This window comes from Vibrio celticus (assembly GCF_024347335.1).
Lineage (GTDB): Bacteria > Pseudomonadota > Gammaproteobacteria > Enterobacterales > Vibrionaceae > Vibrio > Vibrio celticus.
This window is the reverse complement of sequence record NZ_AP025463.1, coordinates 1,543,995-1,564,695: the sequence shown is the minus strand read 5'-3', so window position 1 is coordinate 1,564,695 and position 20,701 is coordinate 1,543,995. Positions and strand designations below refer to the sequence as shown.

At 43.3% G+C, this 20,701-nt stretch carries 22 protein-coding genes; 11 read left to right on the top strand and 11 right to left on the bottom strand.

The genetic code is table 11. From position 1 onward, the window contains the following. Positions 1-262: 262 nt before the first annotated feature. Positions 263-1,204, top strand: coding sequence for a homoserine O-acetyltransferase MetA (gene metA, locus OCV19_RS07250; RefSeq protein WP_065675573.1), 942 nt, complete (start codon positions 263-265; stop codon positions 1,202-1,204). 169 nt (positions 1,205-1,373) lie between these two features. Further along, on the top strand, positions 1,374-2,141 hold the full coding sequence (gene pilW, locus OCV19_RS07245) for a type IV pilus biogenesis/stability protein PilW (RefSeq protein ID WP_065675574.1): 768 nt from the start codon (positions 1,374-1,376) through the stop codon (positions 2,139-2,141). 88 nt (positions 2,142-2,229) lie between these two features. Here the strand turns inward: pilW and rlmF are convergent, their stop codons facing one another. Beyond that, positions 2,230-3,552, bottom strand: a complete 1,323-nt coding sequence (gene rlmF / locus OCV19_RS07240; protein WP_065675575.1) for a 23S rRNA (adenine(1618)-N(6))-methyltransferase RlmF — start codon at positions 3,550-3,552, stop codon at positions 2,230-2,232. A 4-nt stretch (positions 3,553-3,556) separates the two neighbouring features. Continuing rightward, a complete protein-coding gene (locus OCV19_RS07235; RefSeq protein ID WP_065675576.1) occupies positions 3,557-4,054 on the bottom strand; it encodes a YgjP-like metallopeptidase domain-containing protein in 498 nt (165 codons plus the stop codon). A gap of 153 nt (positions 4,055-4,207) precedes the next feature. Between OCV19_RS07235 and OCV19_RS07230 the strand changes: the two genes are divergently transcribed. Further along, positions 4,208-4,444, top strand: a complete 237-nt coding sequence (locus tag OCV19_RS07230) for a glutaredoxin family protein (RefSeq protein ID WP_016786183.1) — start codon at positions 4,208-4,210, stop codon at positions 4,442-4,444. A gap of 413 nt (positions 4,445-4,857) precedes the next feature. Then, complete coding sequence (locus tag OCV19_RS07225) at positions 4,858-5,544, top strand: hypothetical protein (protein WP_065675577.1); 687 nt, start codon at positions 4,858-4,860, stop codon at positions 5,542-5,544. A 2-nt stretch (positions 5,545-5,546) separates the two neighbouring features. Here the strand turns inward: OCV19_RS07225 and OCV19_RS07220 are convergent, their stop codons facing one another. After that, positions 5,547-6,482 carry an IS1595 family transposase gene (locus OCV19_RS07220; RefSeq protein WP_065675578.1) on the bottom strand — a complete coding sequence of 312 codons (936 nt, stop codon included), beginning with the start codon at positions 6,480-6,482 and terminating at the stop codon, positions 5,547-5,549. Positions 6,483-6,581: 99 nt separating this feature from the next. On the opposite strand from OCV19_RS07220, the gene OCV19_RS07215 reads away from it, so the two are divergent. Then, positions 6,582-7,343 carry an IS5 family transposase gene (locus OCV19_RS07215; RefSeq protein ID WP_086738309.1) on the top strand — a complete coding sequence of 254 codons (762 nt, stop codon included), beginning with the start codon at positions 6,582-6,584 and terminating at the stop codon, positions 7,341-7,343. A 422-nt stretch (positions 7,344-7,765) separates the two neighbouring features. On the opposite strand, the gene OCV19_RS07210 is transcribed toward OCV19_RS07215, so the two are convergent. Next, positions 7,766-8,638: a LysR family transcriptional regulator gene (locus OCV19_RS07210; protein ID WP_065677155.1), complete on the bottom strand. Its 873-nt coding sequence runs from the start codon at positions 8,636-8,638 to the stop codon at positions 7,766-7,768. Between the two features lie 110 nt (positions 8,639-8,748). On the opposite strand from OCV19_RS07210, the gene OCV19_RS07205 reads away from it, so the two are divergent. Continuing rightward, positions 8,749-9,948 carry an MFS transporter gene (locus OCV19_RS07205; RefSeq protein ID WP_065677154.1) on the top strand — a complete coding sequence of 400 codons (1,200 nt, stop codon included), beginning with the start codon at positions 8,749-8,751 and terminating at the stop codon, positions 9,946-9,948. A gap of 85 nt (positions 9,949-10,033) precedes the next feature. Then, positions 10,034-10,600 (top strand): DUF1415 domain-containing protein, encoded by a 567-nt coding sequence (locus tag OCV19_RS07200; RefSeq protein ID WP_009846920.1) that lies wholly within the window; start codon positions 10,034-10,036, stop codon positions 10,598-10,600. A 28-nt stretch (positions 10,601-10,628) separates the two neighbouring features. Here OCV19_RS07200 and OCV19_RS07195 read toward each other — a convergent pair whose 3' ends face one another. After that, positions 10,629-11,699, bottom strand: coding sequence for a sensor domain-containing diguanylate cyclase (locus tag OCV19_RS07195; RefSeq protein WP_065677153.1), 1,071 nt, complete (start codon positions 11,697-11,699; stop codon positions 10,629-10,631). 213 nt (positions 11,700-11,912) lie between these two features. Here OCV19_RS07195 and OCV19_RS07190 point away from each other — a divergent pair, with 213 nt between their 5' ends. After that, positions 11,913-12,488, top strand: a complete 576-nt coding sequence (locus OCV19_RS07190) for a nucleoside triphosphate pyrophosphohydrolase family protein (protein ID WP_017059167.1) — start codon at positions 11,913-11,915, stop codon at positions 12,486-12,488. 156 nt (positions 12,489-12,644) lie between these two features. Here the strand turns inward: OCV19_RS07190 and OCV19_RS07185 are convergent, their stop codons facing one another. The 4 genes from OCV19_RS07185 to gntH form a co-directional block, all read right to left on the bottom strand. Continuing rightward, complete coding sequence (locus OCV19_RS07185) at positions 12,645-13,133, bottom strand: GNAT family N-acetyltransferase (protein WP_065103620.1); 489 nt, start codon at positions 13,131-13,133, stop codon at positions 12,645-12,647. A gap of 115 nt (positions 13,134-13,248) precedes the next feature. Continuing rightward, the gene (locus tag OCV19_RS07180) at positions 13,249-13,758 is read right to left on the bottom strand and encodes a hypothetical protein (RefSeq protein WP_065677152.1); all 510 of its coding nucleotides are present in this window, start codon (positions 13,756-13,758) and stop codon (positions 13,249-13,251) included. A 179-nt stretch (positions 13,759-13,937) separates the two neighbouring features. Beyond that, positions 13,938-14,453 carry a hypothetical protein gene (locus OCV19_RS07175; RefSeq protein WP_017083485.1) on the bottom strand — a complete coding sequence of 172 codons (516 nt, stop codon included), beginning with the start codon at positions 14,451-14,453 and terminating at the stop codon, positions 13,938-13,940. 124 nt (positions 14,454-14,577) lie between these two features. Next, positions 14,578-16,203, bottom strand: a complete 1,626-nt coding sequence (gene gntH, locus OCV19_RS07170) for a guanitoxin biosynthesis MBL fold metallo-hydrolase GntH (RefSeq protein WP_017068281.1) — start codon at positions 16,201-16,203, stop codon at positions 14,578-14,580. Positions 16,204-16,396: 193 nt separating this feature from the next. Here gntH and OCV19_RS07165 point away from each other — a divergent pair, with 193 nt between their 5' ends. The 3 genes from OCV19_RS07165 to OCV19_RS07155 all read left to right on the top strand — a co-directional run bounded on the left by OCV19_RS07165 (position 16,397) and on the right by OCV19_RS07155 (position 18,281). Beyond that, positions 16,397-17,236, top strand: a complete 840-nt coding sequence (locus OCV19_RS07165; RefSeq protein WP_017078016.1) for a LysR family transcriptional regulator — start codon at positions 16,397-16,399, stop codon at positions 17,234-17,236. Between the two features lie 98 nt (positions 17,237-17,334). Continuing rightward, positions 17,335-18,054, top strand: a complete 720-nt coding sequence (locus tag OCV19_RS07160) for a hypothetical protein (RefSeq protein WP_065677151.1) — start codon at positions 17,335-17,337, stop codon at positions 18,052-18,054. Between the two features lie 59 nt (positions 18,055-18,113). Continuing rightward, on the top strand, positions 18,114-18,281 hold the full coding sequence (locus tag OCV19_RS07155) for a hypothetical protein (RefSeq protein ID WP_167352290.1): 168 nt from the start codon (positions 18,114-18,116) through the stop codon (positions 18,279-18,281). A gap of 191 nt (positions 18,282-18,472) precedes the next feature. On the opposite strand, the gene OCV19_RS07150 is transcribed toward OCV19_RS07155, so the two are convergent. After that, positions 18,473-19,933: a lytic polysaccharide monooxygenase gene (locus OCV19_RS07150; RefSeq protein WP_065677150.1), complete on the bottom strand. Its 1,461-nt coding sequence runs from the start codon at positions 19,931-19,933 to the stop codon at positions 18,473-18,475. A 369-nt stretch (positions 19,934-20,302) separates the two neighbouring features. Beyond that, a complete protein-coding gene (locus tag OCV19_RS07145) occupies positions 20,303-20,662 on the bottom strand; it encodes a DUF6559 family protein (RefSeq protein ID WP_065677149.1) in 360 nt (119 codons plus the stop codon). Between the last annotated feature and the right edge of the window lie 39 nt (positions 20,663-20,701).

The window sequence follows — 20,701 nt, the reverse complement described above, 5'->3', positions numbered from 1 at the left end:
CAGGCTAATTCGAAAACATGAGTTTATCGTAAATGCTAACCGCTTGCTCTGATAACTGCCTAGTTCTACATAACAGAACCAAGCACTTATGCCTTACTCGGGTAGTCGTTAAACATTATAAGACTTCGTCGAAGCCGGTAGATGGCTTCTGATAGAAAACACAAATAATTTACATCTATCCATTTTGGATATCGACAAGCGTATCAAACTACTATAGATTTAGATGTATAGACGTCTACATATCTAGCTTAGGGAGAAAGCTTTGCCTATTCGCATTCCAGACCAATTGCCAGCATCTGATGTTCTTCGTCAAGAAAACATCTTCGTTATGCCGTTATCAAGAGCATCGACACAGGAAATTCGTCCACTTCGAGTCTTGATCCTCAACCTAATGCCGAAGAAGATTGAAACTGAAACTCAATTTTTACGCCTACTATCGAACAGCCCATTGCAAGTTGATGTAGAGCTGCTGCGCATTGATGATCGACCAAGTAAAAACACACCGACTGAACACCTTGATAACTTCTATCGCCAATTTGAAATGGTCAAAGGAAGAAACTTTGATGGATTGATCATCACTGGTGCGCCGCTTGGCTTGGTTCAATTTGAAGATGTTATCTACTGGGACCATCTGAAAACCATCATGGAATGGGCAAACAAGCACGTTACTTCAACTCTATACGTGTGTTGGGCGGCTCAGGCTGGTTTGAAATTACTGTATGATTTGCCAAAACGCACGCGTAAAGAGAAGTTGTCTGGTGTTTATAATCACGAGATTCATAACCCTTACCACCCTATTTTACGTGGCTTCGACGATACATTCTTGGCTCCGCACTCTCGCTATGCGGACTTCTCTCAAGAGTACTTAGCAGAGCATACCGACCTTGATGTTCTTGCGACTTCTGATGTTGCGGGCGTATACCTAGCGGCGACCAAAGATAAGCGAAACGTGTTTGTAACGGGCCACCCTGAATACGACTCCCATACACTTCACAATGAATACATTCGTGATTTAGGTGAAGGCATGGAGCCTGTTATTCCAATCAATTACTACCCGAACAACAATCCAGACAACAAACCGGTTGCAAGCTGGCGTAGCCACGGACACTTGTTGTTCTCAAACTGGCTAAACTACTGCGTTTACCAACAAACGCCTTACGATCTGGATCACTTCAGCGAAGACAACTTTACCAAAGACGATTAAGTTCTTTCTTCCGATTCAAAAACACATAAAGCCGTGTTCAGTATGTTGTTGATAAAACGACGAATTGGAAGCGGGTTTTTTATGGTGTGTGGGTCGCATTCCATAATAGATTTACCACTTCAACGGGTTTGATTTCATATGATGGGTTGGTGTTCATAAGGAGCTTCACATGCCTGCCAAGCCGTCATTCTCAAATCCGATTTCGTTATCCCACCCCCTTTCGTTATCAAATCTGGTACTACTCGCCTCGCTTTCGTTGGCCGGTTGTGTCTCTGTCACAGAAGGACCACCAAAGATTGAAAGTGACCCTATCGCGATGTCTGAATCTCGAATCGAATTAGGTTTGGGCTATATGGGACAAGGCAATATGGTGAGAGCGCGTGAAAACCTAGAACTCGCGATTAAACACGCACCTAGCTACTACCGTGCTCGACTTTCAATGGCGCATTACTACGAACAAGTGGGTGAAGTAGACGAAGCGAGAACCACTTACCGCAAAGCACTCAGTCTCGATTCAAGAAACGGCAATGTATTGAACAACTACGGTACCTTCTTGTGTAAACAGGGCGAATACGAGCAAGCCGATAAATACTTTAATCGCGCTATCGATCAACCTTACTACTACTTGGTGTCTGCAAGTTATGAAAATGCCGCGTTTTGCGCATTTAAGGCTGGCAATACAGACCAAGCGAAGTACTACTTCAGCAGAGCGATTGACCACGATCCAAACCGCGTAAAATCGATACTACAGTTATCAAAAATTGAAGTGAGTGACGCCGATTACAATGACGCTCGACTCCGTTTATTTAAATTCCACCAGCGTTATGGCTATCAAATTCCATCGCTTAAAATCTTGGTCGATCTCGAAAACAAAGCAGGTAACAGAGCTCTAGAGCAGAAATATCAGAGTAAGTTAGATGAGTTGCTTTCTGCTTAACAAGTATGCAAAGCACAAAAAACGGGCTTGTTGCGTTAACAACAAGCCCGTCCGTATTTCTGCTTAGTATCTTAACTAAGTACAGCCACTATTTAAGAGCAATCCACTCTTGTCTTTGTTCGTCATCCATAAAGGTCCATGCGATAAATCGACTCACCTTCTGGCCTTGCGACATCTCGACGACTTTCACTTGTTTAGCTCTAAGCTTGCCAAGCTCTGAACGAACCATATCGACGTTGTCTTTCTTAGAAATCAATGTCGTAAACCACAAGACTTGAGTAGCAAAAAGTTGACTCTCTCTTGCCATCTTCATAATGAAAGCGGCTTCACCACCAGGGCACCAAAGCTCGGCTTTTTGACCACCAAAGTTTAGGGTTGGTTTATCGTGCTTAGTGGATTTATCTAACTTAACTGGCTTCTTATTCGTTTCTGGCTTGAACGACTGACCGGCTTTCTTAGCACGGTTTGCCGCTAGATTATCCAGTTTACGTTGTGAGCCCTTTTCCGCCTCTTCAAGAGAGCTGTGGAATGGCGGGTTACAAATAGTGACATCATAACGTTCATTATCCTTAATCACACCCTTAAAGATAGATTCAGAGTCGGCTTGCAGGCGAGCTCGGATCTTACCTTTTAGATTAGGGTTACTTTCCGCAATGAAGTTCGCTGTTTTGATGGAGATTGAATCAACATCAGTTCCCGTGCAGCGCCACTTATACTCTGTCGCACCAATGATTGGGTAAATACAGTTTGCACCAACACCAATATCTAATGCTTTCACAGACGCGTGGTTATAGGGTTCACCTTGGCCATCGCTATTAAGGATGTCGGCCACTCTGTGAATATAGTCTGCACGACCAGGAATTGGCGGACACAAGTAACCAGCAGGAATATCCCAATGTTTAACGCCATAATGATGTGCCAACAAAGCTTTGTTGAGTAGCTTAACAGCTAATGGATCAGAGAAATTAATGGTGTCTTCGCCCACTGGGTTCTTGATCAGATGTTCTTTTAACTCAGGCAAGGCTGCAACCAACAACTCGAAGTTATAACGACCAGTGTGCTGGTTTCTTGGGTGTAATCCACCTTGAGGTTTTTCAGCCGAGCGTCTTTTCTGAGCTGCGTTCTTGTTAAAAGCCGTTTTATTGAAAGAACCCTTATTCGATGATCCTTTATTTGCACCCGGTTTGCCTTTGCTGTCTTTTGCAAAAGGTCGCTTTGCTTTGTTATTGCCCGCGCCTTTAGGTGCACTATTCTTGCGACTTTTATCAGATGTTTTCTTGGTAGAAATACGCTTGTCGCTGCTTGGCTTAGCTGTACTTGGCTTAACATCAGCTTGGTTGTCTTTTGTTTTTGCTGATGAAGTACTGTTTTTCGACAGGCTTAGCGTCGTTCTATTTTGTGATTGGCTCATTGGGCTACTTCTTTAAATCTAAATACATCATGAATAAACGGGCATCCAACTCAAGTTGATGATATTCCGGTTCCATGTGACAGCATAGTTGGTAAAAGGCTTTGTCGTGCTCTTTCTCTTTGATATGCGCCAGTTCGTGTACCACCAGCATTCTTAGCAAAGGTTCTGGTGCATTTTTAAAAACACTGGCGATACGAATTTCATTCTTTGATTTGATCTTTCCACCGTGATTCTTAGCAACGTAAGAATGCAGACCTAACGCATTATTGATTAAGTGTATCTTGCCGTCGTAAATCACTTTGCTGATCGGTGGTGTTTTTTTCATGTAGCGATTTTTTATCTCAATCGCATAGTCAAACAGGGCTTTCTCGCTTTTGATTTCATGATTCTTTGGGTAGCGAACTTCAAACCAAGGCACCAATTTACCCGACTCTACAAGTTGAGTAACAGGATCAAGAATGTGCTTAGGATAGCCTTGAATATAGCGTAAAGAAGGGTGCATGCTGAAAGACCGTACAAGTTACACCACGACAATACGTTGTGGTCTTGAAAATTGAGCCGCATAGTGTAACTGATCACACTTTTCTAATCACCTAGGATTCGTTACACTTTAGCGAGATTCACCAAGAGCTAGACTCAAAAAGAGATTGTAAAAATGAAACGTGTTGTATTGTACGTCGCAGACAAATGCCCGCACTGTAAAGATGCCCAAAGGTATTTAGACTCTAAGAAAATTGTTTACCGCCTGACGAATGCAAAGATGCAGCGTGGCCGTAAAGAATTGCAAGCGATGGGTGCTCGTTCTATCCCCGTGCTTAAGATCGGCGATCAAGTGATGGTCGGTTGGAATCAGAAGAACTTCGATAAGATGTATAACTCAAAGAACACTTAACGTGATCTAAGAGACTTATATTTCTACAAACAAAGCCCGAATGTCCAACCTAGGATGTTCGGGCTTTGTGTTATGAGTATCGGCAACCAAGGGCTTTTTCAGCGCTACCCTTTCACTTTAAGAAGACCGCCGCAAGAAGCGCATCTGTACTTCTCTTTTATACCAAGGACTTTATCGACGGATGTTCTGCGGACTCTAATGAGTCTGCGTTCTTTGCACTTACACTTCATGGGGCTAGGGTTACCGAATTGATTAACTTAGAGACAGTTAATATCTCTTAGCTCCTCTTCGTTAACCATATTGGAGAGCACACATTTTTCACAGAATAATATAATCTCCCCACTTACTTCCCGAGCAAGTTAACGCTTTAAATAACCTGATTACCCCTCACTTTCAGCTAAATAAGGAACACTATGAGATACAAGTTTAAAGGCTCTGTTGGAAAGCAAGAGTTATTGGAGAAATTAGCGGAAGTTTTAAACTCTCTAGAAGATGCAGGAGTTAATGAATTTCAAGGAGTTAACCTTTACTTCAATCCATGTATATCGGGAGTTAAAGTTATTCCCCACCTTAACGGAATTCAGTGTGATCTAACTAGTGATAGCACCCGACAGCATATGGAAACAACAACTGATGTCAAAGGCAAGAAGACCATTTCATATATAGCTGGAGTTAAGGGCTACGACATGAACCTTGATGGACGCATCCCTTATAAACCTGTAATAACACTTCCTACAGCGCAAGAGCTAAAAGAAAGAGAAGAGGCGCAGCGTAAACTAGAAAGAGAAGCTATGGAAAGAAGCTTCGCAGAGGCTGCTGAGAAACGGAAGTTAAAGCAAGAAGCAGAGTTAGCCGAAAAAAAACTTGCTCAAGGCTGCATAACCGTATTGAGGGAAAAACTGGGGCTATCCGAGGATGAATTTAAGCACGAAAGATCTAGTGATGGATGGATTAAGACTGAAAAAGGCATCGCCAAATATGACGATGAGATATGCGAGAGCAAGGTGTATCGTATATCGATGAAAATCAAGGATAGTAAGTCCAAGAAAGTTTATCTATTCTCAGAAGCATCAATACTACTATACGAAGGTGTGCATTAACTTCAGTTAGATTCTGCAAGTTTCAGCAATCGATATGGCATTGGTGGCGTTGTCATCGATGAGCCAAGAAGCTCATCTAACACTTCCTCAAGTCTAAATCGATAGTTAAATCTAAAACAGAACTCTCCGAGATATCTTGGGAGGTGTTTCTTACTGATTGCATGGTAAGTACCTCTCAATGAGTTTTTGATATTGCCTATCATTGTATCAACCCAATGAAAATATTGATCTTGAATCTCATCTAGGTCGGGAGCGCCATCTTTAATTACTTGGTCGTGGTAAACGTTGGCATTGGATAGGGCTTCAAAGCAGGAAAGACCATCTGATATAGCAAGGGTCGAGGGAGCTAAGTGCTTCTTTGCCCACTTTTCCACCTCTCCCTTACGGAAGCCCTCCACAACGGTCATTCGCATGTAAACAGGATTGTATTCCTCATTCAGAGCTACGGCTGCTATGAAAGGCACTTTATTTTCAGAGCCTCGCCCACGCTTACCACCTTTGCTCTTACCACCCCAATAGGCATCGTCAAGTTGTACGATGTAATCGAGCTGTCGTTTATCATCACTCTCTTTCATTGCTTGCATGAGTTTGTGCTTCATGCGCCATGCTGTGTTGTACGAAACTTCAATCAACCTAGATAACTCTAATGCTGATATGCCGTTTTTGACTTGAGTAAGCAAAAATATGGCGAGAAACCACTTGGTCAACGGTAGCTTGGTATTATCGAGGATAGTTCCAGCAGTAAGGGAAGTCTGTTGATGACAGGTGTTACATTGGTATAGGGAATGGCGTTTTAACTGACAATACTCTTTGCCACCACAAGTGGGGCAAACAAAGCCATTGCGCCATCTGAGGCTAAAAAGCCTATCGTAGCACTGAGCTTCCGTTCCATAGAGGTTATTGAAGCGAAATAATGACACTCCTTTCTGAAACTGGATCTCATTTCTAGGGCGTGTTGATCTTTCGTGAGTGTTTTTTGAACAGCATGGTAAAGAGTTATAATTTGCTTCGCCAAAAGTAAAACCATAACCAATACCATGCCAAGAACAATGCTAACTGATATTCGCTGGGAACTGCTACTCCAAGTTATGAAAAGTACAGGTCGTATTTACGATAAAACTGAACATCGAATGACATTTGAAGGAATACTTTATCGAATGAGAACAGGTATTCCTTGGCGAGATCTACCCTCTGAGTTCGGAGAGTGGAGTACCGTTTACAGACGATTTAATCTTTGGTCAAAGAAAGGGATTTTAGATAATCTTTTCAAAAGCTTATCTAACATGGCTGATTTTGAATGGGTATTTCTTGATGGCTCTATAGTTAGAGCACATCAGCATAGTACAGGTGCAGCTACTGAAAGTTCAGAGCAAATAGGAAAAAGTCGCGGGGGCAACTCAACCAAAATTCACTTAGCCGTAGATAGTGGTGGCCTGCCGATTTGCTTTGATTTATCAGAGGGACAACGCCACGATATAGTGCATGCCGAAAGCTTAGTTGAGCAACTCGATGAAGTTAATACCATCGTTTGTGATAAAGGATATGACAGCGAACCTTTCCGTATTTTTGTTAAGGAACGTGGCGGAGAAACGGTAATTGCTAAACGCAATTACGGACAAGATATAGACAAAGACAGTATGGATTGGTGTTTATACAAGTATCGTCACTTGGTCGAAAATGCCTTTGGGAGAATTAAGCATTATCGAGCTATTTCAAGTAGATATGACAAGCTAGAAAGGAATTATGCCAGCATGTTATCGCTGGCATTCATGTTAATGTGGCTACCGATGTATTGTTGAACGCGAAATGTACAGCAAAGATCAACACGCCCTAGCCATAAACACCCCTCAAACCAATGATCTGAGTATAGTGATGACTAGAAAATGATCAAGCTGAAACTAGTACGTAATCAGGTTAAATAAAGGCGGCTATCCTCTAATTTTAAATACGGTGTTGCACTTGTTGCACTTGTATCTACCTTTGACTCCCAACACTCTATCGAAAAACGTTCGACGAATTCGTATTAACATTGGCTCCTTGCATGCACACTTCATAGTCCCTCACTATCTACTCAAAAAGTACTAGTATTATTTAACAGGCATGCATACCAAGTAAATTAGAAACCGTTAATTCTGATGCCATTAACCGTGATTGATATCGCAAATCGCGATGAAAAACGTGACTTCCATACCAATTATTTAGAGGGGAAATATGTCACTAGTTACACATATTGTTTAACGAAGTCGATAAAGGTTCGGTCTGCTTTTGACAGATACCCTTCCTTTCTCCACGCCAAAGATAGGTTCAGCTTCACACGGTCTTTGAATGGCACTCCTACTACGTCTTTCTCGTATTCTGTAACCAAGCTAAGCAGCGCAGTAATGGCAAACTCTCGCTTCACGATAGAAAGAATCATCGGCAATAAATTGGTTTCGAAGGCGATGGTCATATCGAGGTTGTACTTCTTACAAGTCGCATCGATAAAATCACGGTGGAAGTAGCCTGATTTGAACATGATCAGCTCTTGAGCAAAAAATTCTTCAAAGGTGATGGATGGTTGCGTTGCGAGTGGGTGATCTTTGCCAACGACCGCTAACATTTCTGAGCTTAACAGGTGGTCAGTTTCCAAATCATCAGGCACGTTTTCATGGTTGATTACGCCAATATCGAGTTCGCCGTTTAACAACATTTCACGAATCGAAGCGGTGCCAGCATCAATCAAGGTCAACTTTAGGTTTGGGTATTGGCTTTTAAATGCCATCACGACTTGGGGGAAAAAGTAGCTCCCCATCATGCTTGGAGCGCCTAAACGAACCTCTCCTTTCTCTAACCCCTTTAGTTCATTCATCGCGAGCTGAGCATCATCAAACTGCTGGGCGATTCGCTTTGCATGCTCAAACAACACCTTGCCCTCCTCGGTTAAGGTGACGGATTTATCTCCTCGACGAAACAGAATCAACTCAAGCGTCTGTTCGAGTTTTTTAATAGAAATACTCAATGCAGGCTGAGCGATATGCAGCGCTTTGGCGGCCTGAGTGAAGTTACCAAACTGCGCAACAGCCAGAAAATGTCGAAGAGGTTTTGATTCAAGCATGTTGATATATTTTATATATAGAGGTGATATTTTTAATATATTTCTTTAATCACGATTGTGCTGATAACTTGTTCACAAATAGCTTATTAACTCGTGCAGGCACAACGTAAATGTTTGATAAAGGCAGCCCTCAATACAAACGCATCACCCAATCATTGGCGATTGGCTCGTTTATCATTTTCTGTAACCTTTACCTCTTTCAGCCTATCTTGCCGTACATGGCCGAGCACTTCCAAGTATCGGAAACTCAGATCAACTGGCTGTTTGCCGCGACAACGTTGGGGCTTTCCATCAGTTTGGTACCTTGGGCAATCGCTTCTGAAACCTTTGGTCGAAAACCTATTATCCTATTCAGTTTGTTCGCTATTCCTTTGATTGGGTTGAGCATGGTGTTCACGACGACACTGCTACAACTCGTTATTGCAAGAGCATTCATGGGAATCGCTGTCGCAGCTTTTGCTGGCGTGGCGGTTGCCTACATGGTGGAAGAATTATCACCCAAAGCATTCGCAGTCGCGATTGGTGGTTATATTGCGGCTAACTCACTAGGCGGTATCTTCGGGCGTGTATTGGGTGGCTTGATTACGGATTATTTCGACTGGCATGCGACAGTTTTGTTTTTCGTGGTCGGCTCTTTGCTTGGCGCACTCTATATTGCATATAGCTTACCTGACCAACAAAACTTTAAGCCACAGAAAGGCCTGTTCTTTCACCATAACCGCTCGGTTGTGATGCACTTAAAAAACCGTACACTGTGGTTAGCTATGCTGATTGGGGGTGCTAACTTTGCTTTGTTCGTTAACCTGTATTCTGTAATGGGCTTTAGGCTAGTATCCGCACCTCACTCGGTGCCCGTTGGTTTAGCTTCACTGATATTCCTATGTTACTTGGCCGGCACAGTGAGCTCTAAACTCTCCAACAAATGGACACTTCGTTTTGATCCGCTAAACGGTATATTGATGGGCGTGTGCATTAGCTTAATCGGAATGTTAGTTTCAGCCGTCGATAAAGTCCCGTTCATGTTAGCGGGCTTGTTATTGATTAGTGGCGGTGCGTTCTTTGCCCACACTCTAGCCTACTCTTGGGTGAGTCAAAAAGCACCGAGCGCCAAAGCGACAGCAACGGCACTTTACTTAGTCCACTACTACATCGGCGGCAGTTTAGGTGGCTTCTTACTCCTATATTGCTGGCAACTATTCGGTTGGAATGGCGTGATTGCAGGCGGCTCGATCTTCTATGTCGCGATATTTGCTTGGGTCTACCAGTTGAAACAGCTACAAGTATCGACTTCCAAACTCGCACAAGCATAACTAAGACTGAATTTGTAACTCAATTATTGCTTTTGATTAACGTCCGTTCTGATATCCTACGCAAAATTTCATTTCGGAACCTGTTATGTCGAACACTCAAAGCACAGATCTTCAAACCATCCACGACCAAGTAAAACAGTGGTTAGACGATGTCGTTATTGGCCTAAACCTGTGTCCATTCGCAGCCAAGCCACAACGTAACAAGCAAATTAAGATCTTTGTGAGTGAAGCGAATACGGAAGAAGCGTTATTGGAAGACATCATGACGCATTTTGTAGAGTTAGATAACACGCCAGTCGCGGAATTAGAGACGACGTTGGTGGTTGTACCTAACATGCTGCAAGATTTCTTCGACTACAACATGTTCATTGATTGGATTGAAGCATTGATCAAGCAAGAAGATTGGGAAGGCGTTTACCAAGTGGCAACCTTCCACCCAGACTATTGCTTTGGTGGTGCGGATCCAGAAGACGATGAAAACCTAACAAACCGCTCTCCGTACCCGGTTTACCATTTGATTCGTGAAGCGAGTATGGAAAAGGTGTTAAAGCACTACCCTAATCCTGAAGCGATTCCTGATACCAACATCGCGAGAGTTGAATCCTTAACGCCGGAAGAACGTCGTCAACTGTTCCCTTACCTGTTCAGTTAATCGTTCAGTTAATCGCTAACAAGATGGCTCATATTCCTGAGCGTTCTTGATGATATGGACGAGAAATGAACTGATCTCGTCCATTTTGTTTCGCAATGTACAGGCATTCATCGGCAACTTTGATGAGCTTATCTAACGCCGACATCCTTTCCCCTTTGGTATCCCCTGTACTCAACTCAAAATGACACGCACCGATTGATATAGTGACTGGCTTTCTATCAAGCGTGATTTTCTTCATCTCTTGTAAAAGAGTCATGAACTTATCTTCAACACAACTTGGTGTTTTATTTGGGTACCAAAGAATGAACTCCTCACCACCAAAACGCGCGACAAATTCACCTTCTTGAGTGTTATTGCTCAGCACGTTCGCCACTTTCTTTAAGACAACATCACCCATTTGGTGGCCATAAGTGTCATTGACCTGTTTAAAGAAATCGATGTCGACAACGGCCAAGGTTCCCTTTCCTAAAGACCCTTTTAACTGCTCCACTTCTGCATTCAATGTTTTGAACAAGCAACGTCTATTTGGCAAATGGGTCAGAGGATCATACAGAGCTTGATACTCCAATTTCTCATTCAGTTCTTTGAGTTTTCGTTCTTGCTGCCTTCTAACCAACTCCACTTCGATCCATGATGCCATTAGTCTCATCACGTCGACATCGAACTCTTTAAACTCACGATGATAGGGGGCTGGGCTTGAAAAGTTTAAGGTGCCATAAAGCTCATCATTAACAAAAATGGGAACCCCAATATAAGACTCCAAACCAAAAGACTGGTAAGCGGGATGCTTCGCATATTTATCGTGTTTGCCACAATGCTCAATGCAGATAGGGCCAATCGATTTACAGGTAATTTCGCAATAGGTTGAACGATAATCGAAGATATCGCCACTATTGAGCTCTACCCCTTCAGGTGTGACAGAGTGTTCAACTAAGTAAGTATTACCCTCGACTTTAGATAAAATACCGATATCAAGGTTGAAGCGTTCAAGCCCCATGATAAGCAGCTGAGCGATCTGAATATCGAAGCCCTTCCGGTAATCATTGGTGATTTGATACAAGCGACGTATAACAATTTCGCTTTCACTGGCTTGGTTCATAAATGAGGCCCCACTGCAGCCGAAGTTAATGGCAACATTAATATTTGGTATATTAAGAAGAGTAAAGTGTAAAAAAACATAATAATCAATTGGTTTGTATGCAAAATACCTCATTGGTCCAATGAATAAAAGTCGACTTCTTCGACTTTGCGTTAGCACCCTATTCCTAGCTTTGGTAAAATAATCCATTAACGAAACAGAATGGATAGGAAAATGAACCTTTCTCAACTAAGCCAAGAAATCTACGATCACCTTTACCGCGATATTGAAGAGTTCCGCAGTACTTTTGATCTGCCTGTTGCTGCTCCTGAAACAATGGACGAAAAAGGCGATACGCTACATACCTCTCTAGCGATCGAAGAACTAACAGAACTTGCAGAAGCTGACTCAAAAATCGAACAAGCGGACGCTATTGTAGACAGCGTTTATGTTTTGATGGGACGCTTGGTTCACCTTGGCCAAGCTAAGGTTGAAGACAACCTAGCAATCAGCTACCTGATCGACCTGCTATTGAATGTTTCTAAAAACCGCTCAATTGACTTCTTACCTTGCTGGGACGAAGTACACTCAAGCAACATGAGCAAAGTATGTCGCAACGAAACTGAATACGCTGAAACAGAAGCTTTCTATGCTGAGCAGAACATCAAGCTGATGGCGGTTCAAAAAGGCGAATACATCATCGCGAAGTGTGCGGAAGATTTCGTATCGGAAGGCAAGACAGTTCGCCAAGGTAAAGTACTAAAATCTGTACACTACCGTCCTGCGAACCTTGAGCCACTAACGGCTTAAATAAGATTAAGACTGAAGCAGTTAAAAGCTTCAGCTAACTTAAATAGCAAACGCCACGTTTAAATAACGTGGCGTTTTATTATCTGTCAGTCAATTCTAACTGTGTAAATTGCAGCTGTGTGTCAGTTGTGCCTGTATGTTAATTGTAGCTAAACGCTATACCAGTCGCGCCATATGATAAGCCGCCACATATTCGCCATTTCTAAAAGCGAACCCTGCTGACTCACCTTCAATCACAAAACCAAACTTCTTATATAGGCTGATCGCTCTTTCGTTATCGGTATAGACAGTGAGCTCCAATCGCTTGATGTTAATCCAGTTATCACACAAGTCGATCGCGGTCGCGAGCAGTTGGCTACCGACACCTTTGCCTAATACATCATCTTTAACACCCATACCGAATGAAGCAACATGACGCCTTCTCGGGTTTACACACACTTCCATTCCCAAATTACCAACAATCTCATCGTCGATCATCGCGACATACGAGTACACGTTATCAGGTATATTGGAGATTCGTTTCTGCCAGCTTTCCAGAGATGGATTTGGGAGTTGCAGCGTACCGGTATAAGCATTAGTGCATTCGTAAACTTCTTTTATTCCCTTTGCATCTGACGGTTCAGACCGTCTCACTATAATACTCATCGCAACTCCTACTATTTTCATCGCTAAATATGAAACACATCCTTAATGTGCACCTAGACACACTATCAAATAGTAAATATTTAACAATAGGTTAGATGGACTTATTTTATTGGGCTTAGTTGATACTGAGTAAACGCCCTCTCTCAATATCTTGCTCAAGCACCTCTGGCGTTAAATCGCCATGTCCATGGTGGTCATGATTATGGTGATGTCCATGATCGTGTCCGTGGGAATGACCTTTGTGTTCATTTGCTCTTTGAGCTAACTTGTCTGAGTCCAAATAGGTATCAGTCAAATCAGCACAATAATCTTCAGTCCATAAACGTCGAGCCTCATCGTCACTCATGATTTGCTCGGCTTTAGAGCCCAATTTGTCCATGTAGAACATCCCTAACTCCTCTCCTTCAACATTGGCGTGATTAATAAGGTTCATAAAAGCAGGTTCTTGGTTTTCATCAGAGAGATGACCATTTTTGTAACACACGGTTAGACCAATAATGTCGTCGCCAAGTTGTTCTAGTGCAGGGTTGAAATGATTGTGACTGTGATTATGTTCAGCAGCGGCTACAAGCATTGGAGTAAGTAAAACACATGCGATAGCCAGTAATTTAATAGTGTTATTCATGGATAGACCTTCTAAATTTGAGAGAACAATTTGACTGGTTGCTTGCCTTAACTTCTGGTGAGATAAGCGGATGGGAGCGTCAGGAATATTTCAGCCTGAGCCCCCTCTTCATCTCACTACAAATAATCAATATGATTGGATAACGAGGCTCGATATAACGAGCGTTCTGTAGACAAAAATCACTTATCAACTACGATTCTTGCTGGTGCGATGGTGTAAGTCATTGGCTTCACCTCCCATTCACCTTTTGCTTCCAATGCAACCGCTAGTGCTTGCGCCTCTTCACACACCTTCGCTGGTTTTCCGTCAGCCCAGTATGATGGGCCCGAAGTGTAGCCGCACATCACTGAAAACGTGTGTTGGCCATTCTTTGTGGTGTATTCCGTCATAATGACACCACCTTCTCCGTGCGTTATTTTTAGTGAGCCTTCATCGGCGACATGCATTGCATCGGAAGGATTCGGTTTAACATACGTTGTGTAGGTCCCGCCATCTGACATGGATTGATTGTCATACATGGTGTAGCCTTCTTTTTCTGAAGGTAAGGTCAGTTCGTAGTTAGGATCAATATCCGCTAAACGTTCTGAGTTATTCGTCGCACCAGGTTGATAGTTGTGAGCATTTGATTGTCCGTTAGCGAAAACAGAACCTGCCACTAAAGATAGAATGACGACCGCTAAGATTGATTTTTTCATAATGAACTCCAGATATTCTAAGCAAAGATGTTGCTAGCAATGATTTTTATGGTTGAGTAATAGAATGGGTTTGTTTCGTAAGTTCTTAGGATGTGAGGGCACATCAACCCTTACTACAAATGCCCTATTTGTTATCGGTTCCTGCTCCTTCACCAGGCTCAGTTGGACGACTTACCGACTTGCGCTCAAGGTTGTGGTGAGCACGTACTCTATCCATGTATTCTTGCTTGGTGTTCATACCTTGCTTCATTGCTTCTGGTACTTGTTCAGCTGGGATCACGATGTCACGGTCGACTGGCCACTCAGTTAACAGCTCTGGATGGTAGCCTTCTGGGTAGTACAGTTTCGGATCCAGCTCTAAATCACGAATCTCTTGTTCTTGTATGTCTTCACGGCTATTTTTCGGTAATGGAATTCTAAAATCAGACCCATCTGCCATATCAAATTGTGGCGCTCTCGCATTCGGGAAATCAGGTAAAATACCTTCACGAACCCACGCATTATCTTTAGTCATGTTAACGACAATGCCATCTGGCGCACCGAAGTGGTAAGGCCCTTGCCAATGGTGGCGAACCTCTGCAACGGTTTCCTCATTGAGATATGGGTCGAATGTCATGTGCGTTGTCATGAACAAGCGCGGTTGTACTTCATTCGCCACATAACCCGCCGCGTACGCTGGTGTATGGTGAGTATCAACGGTGTAACGTGCTAAGAATGGCGGCACACCTTGAATAATCGAAGACACGCCAAACGTTTCGGTTTGCAGCTCAGTAATGAACAAGTCTGCACCTTTCGCATATTTCAAATCCAACTCGGTTGGGCGACCGTCTCCTGTCCAAACAAACGAAAGCACTCGACCGTCATCTTGAGTCCAATTCAAGCGGTAACCAGACGCGCCATCTTTTGCGTGACTGCGTCGCCAGTGAATGACTTCGACATTGTCTTGGTCATAGATAACGCCACCGTCGTCGCGGAAATCAAACTCGTGTACCACAATGTCGTTGCCTGATGGGAACACATCAAATGCATCGGTGTGCCAGTTCAACATTTGCTGCATGCCTTCAATCATATGACGAGTGCCATATTCTGGAGTCGCACCACTCGGACCATAAATGTTAAGCGGCTTTTCCCAGCGACCATTCCAACCACCAAATTGATACAGGTAAGGTAACGAGCCGTAATGGTCTACGTGTAAGTGAGTAATGAAGATATGGTCGAGTTCATTCATCGCGACACCCGCCGCTACGTAGTTCGCAATTGACCCTTCACCTAAATCAAAGACAAAGTTAGAGCCGTTACCCAATTCGACGTATATCGAGGTGTTTGCTTGCCCCGGGCGAATCATTGGTGATGTCCCCATGAACGTGACACGCATTTCATCCGGTTGAACTTCTTCAGTGCGTGGGAACCAGTTTGCGCCCGACACCATGTGATCGCCATAAGGTGCAATACCCTCAAACATCAGGCCTTCTTTCCAACCTGAATTGGTTTCTTTGCGATAGTCACCATTGTTTACACCACCCATTAACACAGAAAGCACTTCTTCTTCTGAAGAGTACAAGTTCCCCTTAGGTTGAGTGCTCAGATACTCTTCAAGGGTTTCACCCTCGTGATATTCAAATTTCTCGAGTTTTTGAATATCAGAGTTAGTCTGCTTGGTGTTGTATTGCATCATTGGGTCAGCAGCAAAAGCGGTTGTCGTGATGATCATTGCTGTAGAGATGATTGATAATTTTGCGAAAGTTCTCATAGTTTCACCTATCGGTCTGAGTATTTAGTAAATGAATGAAGTTCCTTCCTCACTCCGATGCAAACAAGTTTATTAATAAACAGAGCCTTGATATATAGTGTAAACTTTACTTAAAACCTCCATTTCATTTATGAGTTAATAACGACTCCACCATGATTTGGATGAGTGGCAATAAGAATAGAGGGAACTGAATTTGGACCTTAATCTACTGACGACATTTTTGGCCGTTTACAAACACAGCTCTATCACCGTGGCATCAGAGCAGCTCGATATTTCTCAACCCGCGGTAAGCGCGGCGATTAAGAGACTCGAAGGGGTCGTGGGCAAGGCTTTATTTGTGAGAGAAGGACGAGGTATCGCGCCCACTGGAGCAGCGGTATCACTCGCTAATAAGATAGAAGACCCATTGAACATCATTGGAACGGTTGAGCAGCAAAAGAATGACCTTAAAGTCTATTGCACAGAGAGCTTGCTTCATTTCGTTAGCCAGGTTGAAGGCGTAAGCTTTACGGAAGCGCCGCTTGAAGAGGAAGAACTGTTTGATGCGCTTACTGCACAAAAAGTGGATATCGTCATTGATGTACTTTCGAGTAAGAAACACTCATTGATTGAAGAAACCATCGTCGATGAGGAACCCGTGTGTTTGACTCGAATCAACCACCCTCGAATTGGTGAGACACTAAGTAAAGAAGAGTATTTCCAAGAGGAGCATATTGCGCTCAAGATCAAACGTGCCAACATGAACACAGTCGAGTTTTTATCAGAGAGCGATATCGAGCCGAGAAAAGTCAGAATTGAAACCAGCTCAATTTCAAGCATGCTGATTTTGGCAAGCACGACGGATTATATCGCCGCATCTACTCGTTCTTTTGCAGAAATGCTCGCACCTGCGCTTGGCTTACGCGTTCACCCTATCCCCATCAAATTAAAACCGCTCACGTTTCGAATGCTCTATCACCGCCGTTATGCTAACGACGAGCAACACATCAAAACTCGCGAAGCAATCAAATCGGCATTAAGAAAACATAAATGAAACTGAGGTTTTAACTAAAGTTAACCCTATTAATATAAATTCAGTTTAATCACATACTCTCCAGCAAGTTAATTCAATAGAACGACACTGGAGAATCCATGAACAAACTTAGCCTTATTGCACTACCACTTTCATTACTCAGCAGCGCAGCGTTTGCGACTTCGACTCAAGTTTACATCGAACAAAACGTTGCCTCTAATGCTGCTGATAACGGTGTCTACACCACAGAAGCTGGCGCATTAATCGATACCTCAGAAAATGGACAAGTCTATATAGGTTTTGATGACCAGGGTTGGCTGGCAGCGGGTTACGGCCACGACTTTCACATCAGCGAGTCTTTCACGTTCAACCTATACGGTGAACTCGGTAAATGGGACAACGGTGAAGAGTTATTAATCGAAGGTATTATTGATTATCAAGTGAACGACAACTTCAATGTATTCAGTGGATTGGGATATAAACAGTCAGGGCAAGTACTCGAAAATGTAAGCGACACCGCGATTAACACCAATAAGTTCATCGCCGGTGCGGGGTACTCACTCGCCGGTTGGGATTTAGCTTACCAATACACTCACGAAAACAGTGATGGATCCAATGGCGGGTTTACCCATGACGGTGACAATATCTATTTTCATCAAGGTGACTACCGTACCAATGAGCACGAAGTCGTTCTCTCTAAAAGCATCGACGACTGGACGCCCTACGTGAAATACACCTACTTCAACACCAACGAGGGTAACCTACAAGTTGGCGACAATCTAATTGGCTCAATCGACAACGACAGCATCATCACACTTGGTTTGTCTTACGACTTCTAAATATCTCAGATTCAATTCTCATAGGCAGATGGATTTGCCCACCTTTCGAGGGCACTACTATGAAAATTACTTCTCAACGTAACAAAGTGATTAATATCGCTGCAGCGATCAGTATCGTTTTGTTTTCTGCGATTCCCACCTACGCTAACAACGACGAAGCCTATTTTACCGCTCCGGATCAATACGAGTGTTGTTTTGATGATAAAAGCGAAGAGCTCCATATCTAAGAGGTAACAAAGACAGACCTAAAACCTGTGCCCCACCTCATAGCAAACTGACTTAAGCATAATCAAACCTATTTCATTAGAGGGATTACTTCCTTTAACAAAAAAAACACCACACTCATATGTAAGCGTGGTGTCATGATTATTAATTCCATTGGTTAGTCAAAACGAACAAACGAGTTCAAGCGTTGCGACTAGTTCACTGGACGCCAAACGCCCCATTGATCATTTTCGTAGGTCGCTTTAGGGTTTGTACCACCTTGAACCCACCATTGCGCTTTCCATGACTGGTTCGAGTAAGTCACGACTTCGCCACCAAGGTAAGTCGCTGATGAGTCCCACGTGCCATTGTCTGGGTCTGGAGTCGGATCAGGATCCGGCGTTGGATCTGGGTCTGGTGTTACACCACCGTCATCGGCAATTACTTCAAAAGTGAAGGTTTCAACACTGTCACTTTCAATAGAACTAGCCATGAATGACAAAGTTTCATTAGCTACAATACCAGCCGTATCTACGACAACTGACGCAGTGCCGTTATTTTGGATGCTTACAGCAGAACCTTGAGTTTGAGTTAATGTCGCCGCTTCATTTGTTGCAATCACAACCTTGTCGCCAGCATTCACTACGTTGTCACTCTTCACTAGCTCGTAGATGTCGCCTTTCAATGGCTCAACACCACCGTCGCCACCATCAATCAACGTCAACTGACCAGAAGCACGGCTATCCTTTGAGTTGAAGAAGTTACGTGAAGGATCGTTTTGGAAATACATGTAGTGCTGCATTTCAGCGTGCCAGTCACCAATGAAGATCGCGCCATCTTTGAACTCTTCATGCCAACCGTTAATTTCTGAAGCCAACAAACGAGCCCAATCGTTAACGTTTGAAGCGTCGATAACGATGTCGAAGCTACGCGCTACTTCACCGTACTTGTTGATGATGTCGTATTTAACCGTATCACCAACTTCTGGCGTACCAAACTGGTCAGAAACAAACAAGTCGCCACGGACTAGATCAGGCTCAGGACCCGGCTCTGGTGGAGGAGTTGTACCACCCGCGATTGTGATGTCTGAACAGTTGTAGAAGCCTTCTCCTGCTGCATCGTCACGTTGCCAACGTACGTATAAGATTGCGTCGCCAGAGCGGTCTGAAGGAATCGTTACGTTGATACGGTATTTGCCACCACTTACCGGAACATTCCCAACTTCTTGGATAAGATCTAAATCACCCCACGCTAGGCCTTTGCTCAGGTCTGCGTTTGGTTTTGTTAGATAGAACTCCCAGAATGACGGGTTGTGTGGTGCAGTCGCGTTGAATACATATTCAAATGTACCAGTGCTTAGCTCGGTGCGAGTCCAACCAGTATGAGGTGCACCCATGCCACGTTTTTGCGAATCATTGGCATAACACAATGTGCCATCAGGAATCGCCGCTTTCACAGCATTGATGTTGTTGAAATCTTGAATATTTCTCGCGTACTCGTTACGTTGAACGAACGGGTAAGAGCCAGAAATATCTTTCGCTTGAGCACATGCAGCGTTAGGTGGTGTACCTGACCAAACCCCGCCTTGCTCGTAACACGTGTTCTGACGTGCACTTGGAAATTCAGACCAACCATGAGCATTTGCCACTGACGGCACACTCGATAGCATAGCCATACCTACTGCTACTTTTAGTATATTATTATTTATTGTTGTCACTTTCCCACTCTCTATTATTTTACTCTGCGCACAACATTAACTGGTCACTTACCAATCAATATTGCAGTTCGAGGGTTTATAGTTTTTGTTTGAAGAACAACGAAAAATATATACGTCAATTTTATCAATAACAGCGGGTTTTATATTGATAGGAATCAGCATCACACAACTCAAACAAATGCATTGTAGATAGATGATGTTGCTTCGAATTATTGGATCTCAGTATTCTGTGTTGATTGAGGAAACAATATTCAAAGTGAATAAAAAAGCGGCCTAATGATTAAGCCGATTTTTTGAAGATGTACTTAGTAAAATAATGAGAAGACCTTAATAGCGGCTATGCATGCCCATGCGATGTGACATGTCGTCGTCCATACGACCGCCCTTCCAACCGCCGCCACCCAATAAATTAAGTACATCTCGCGCTGTGTAGTCTTCTCCGCCGAAGAAGTCATTGGACACATCATTACGCAGCAACTGAATAGATGGAGCTAATTCAACAGCAAGATCTTGTGGATCCGCAAACAAGGCTAAAGCAATCTGTTGTTGGCGTTTACTCAACTCACGAGAACTTGTTTCAACCTGTCCAATCGAAAAGAAATCACGGCTTCCGTAACTCTTCACCATCTTTGCAGACAATGACTTAATCACCTTTTTGATTCTTCGTCTTTGGATGTATCTAAACATATTTGCGTCCTTTACTAACTCGCCTTAAACCCAATGAGC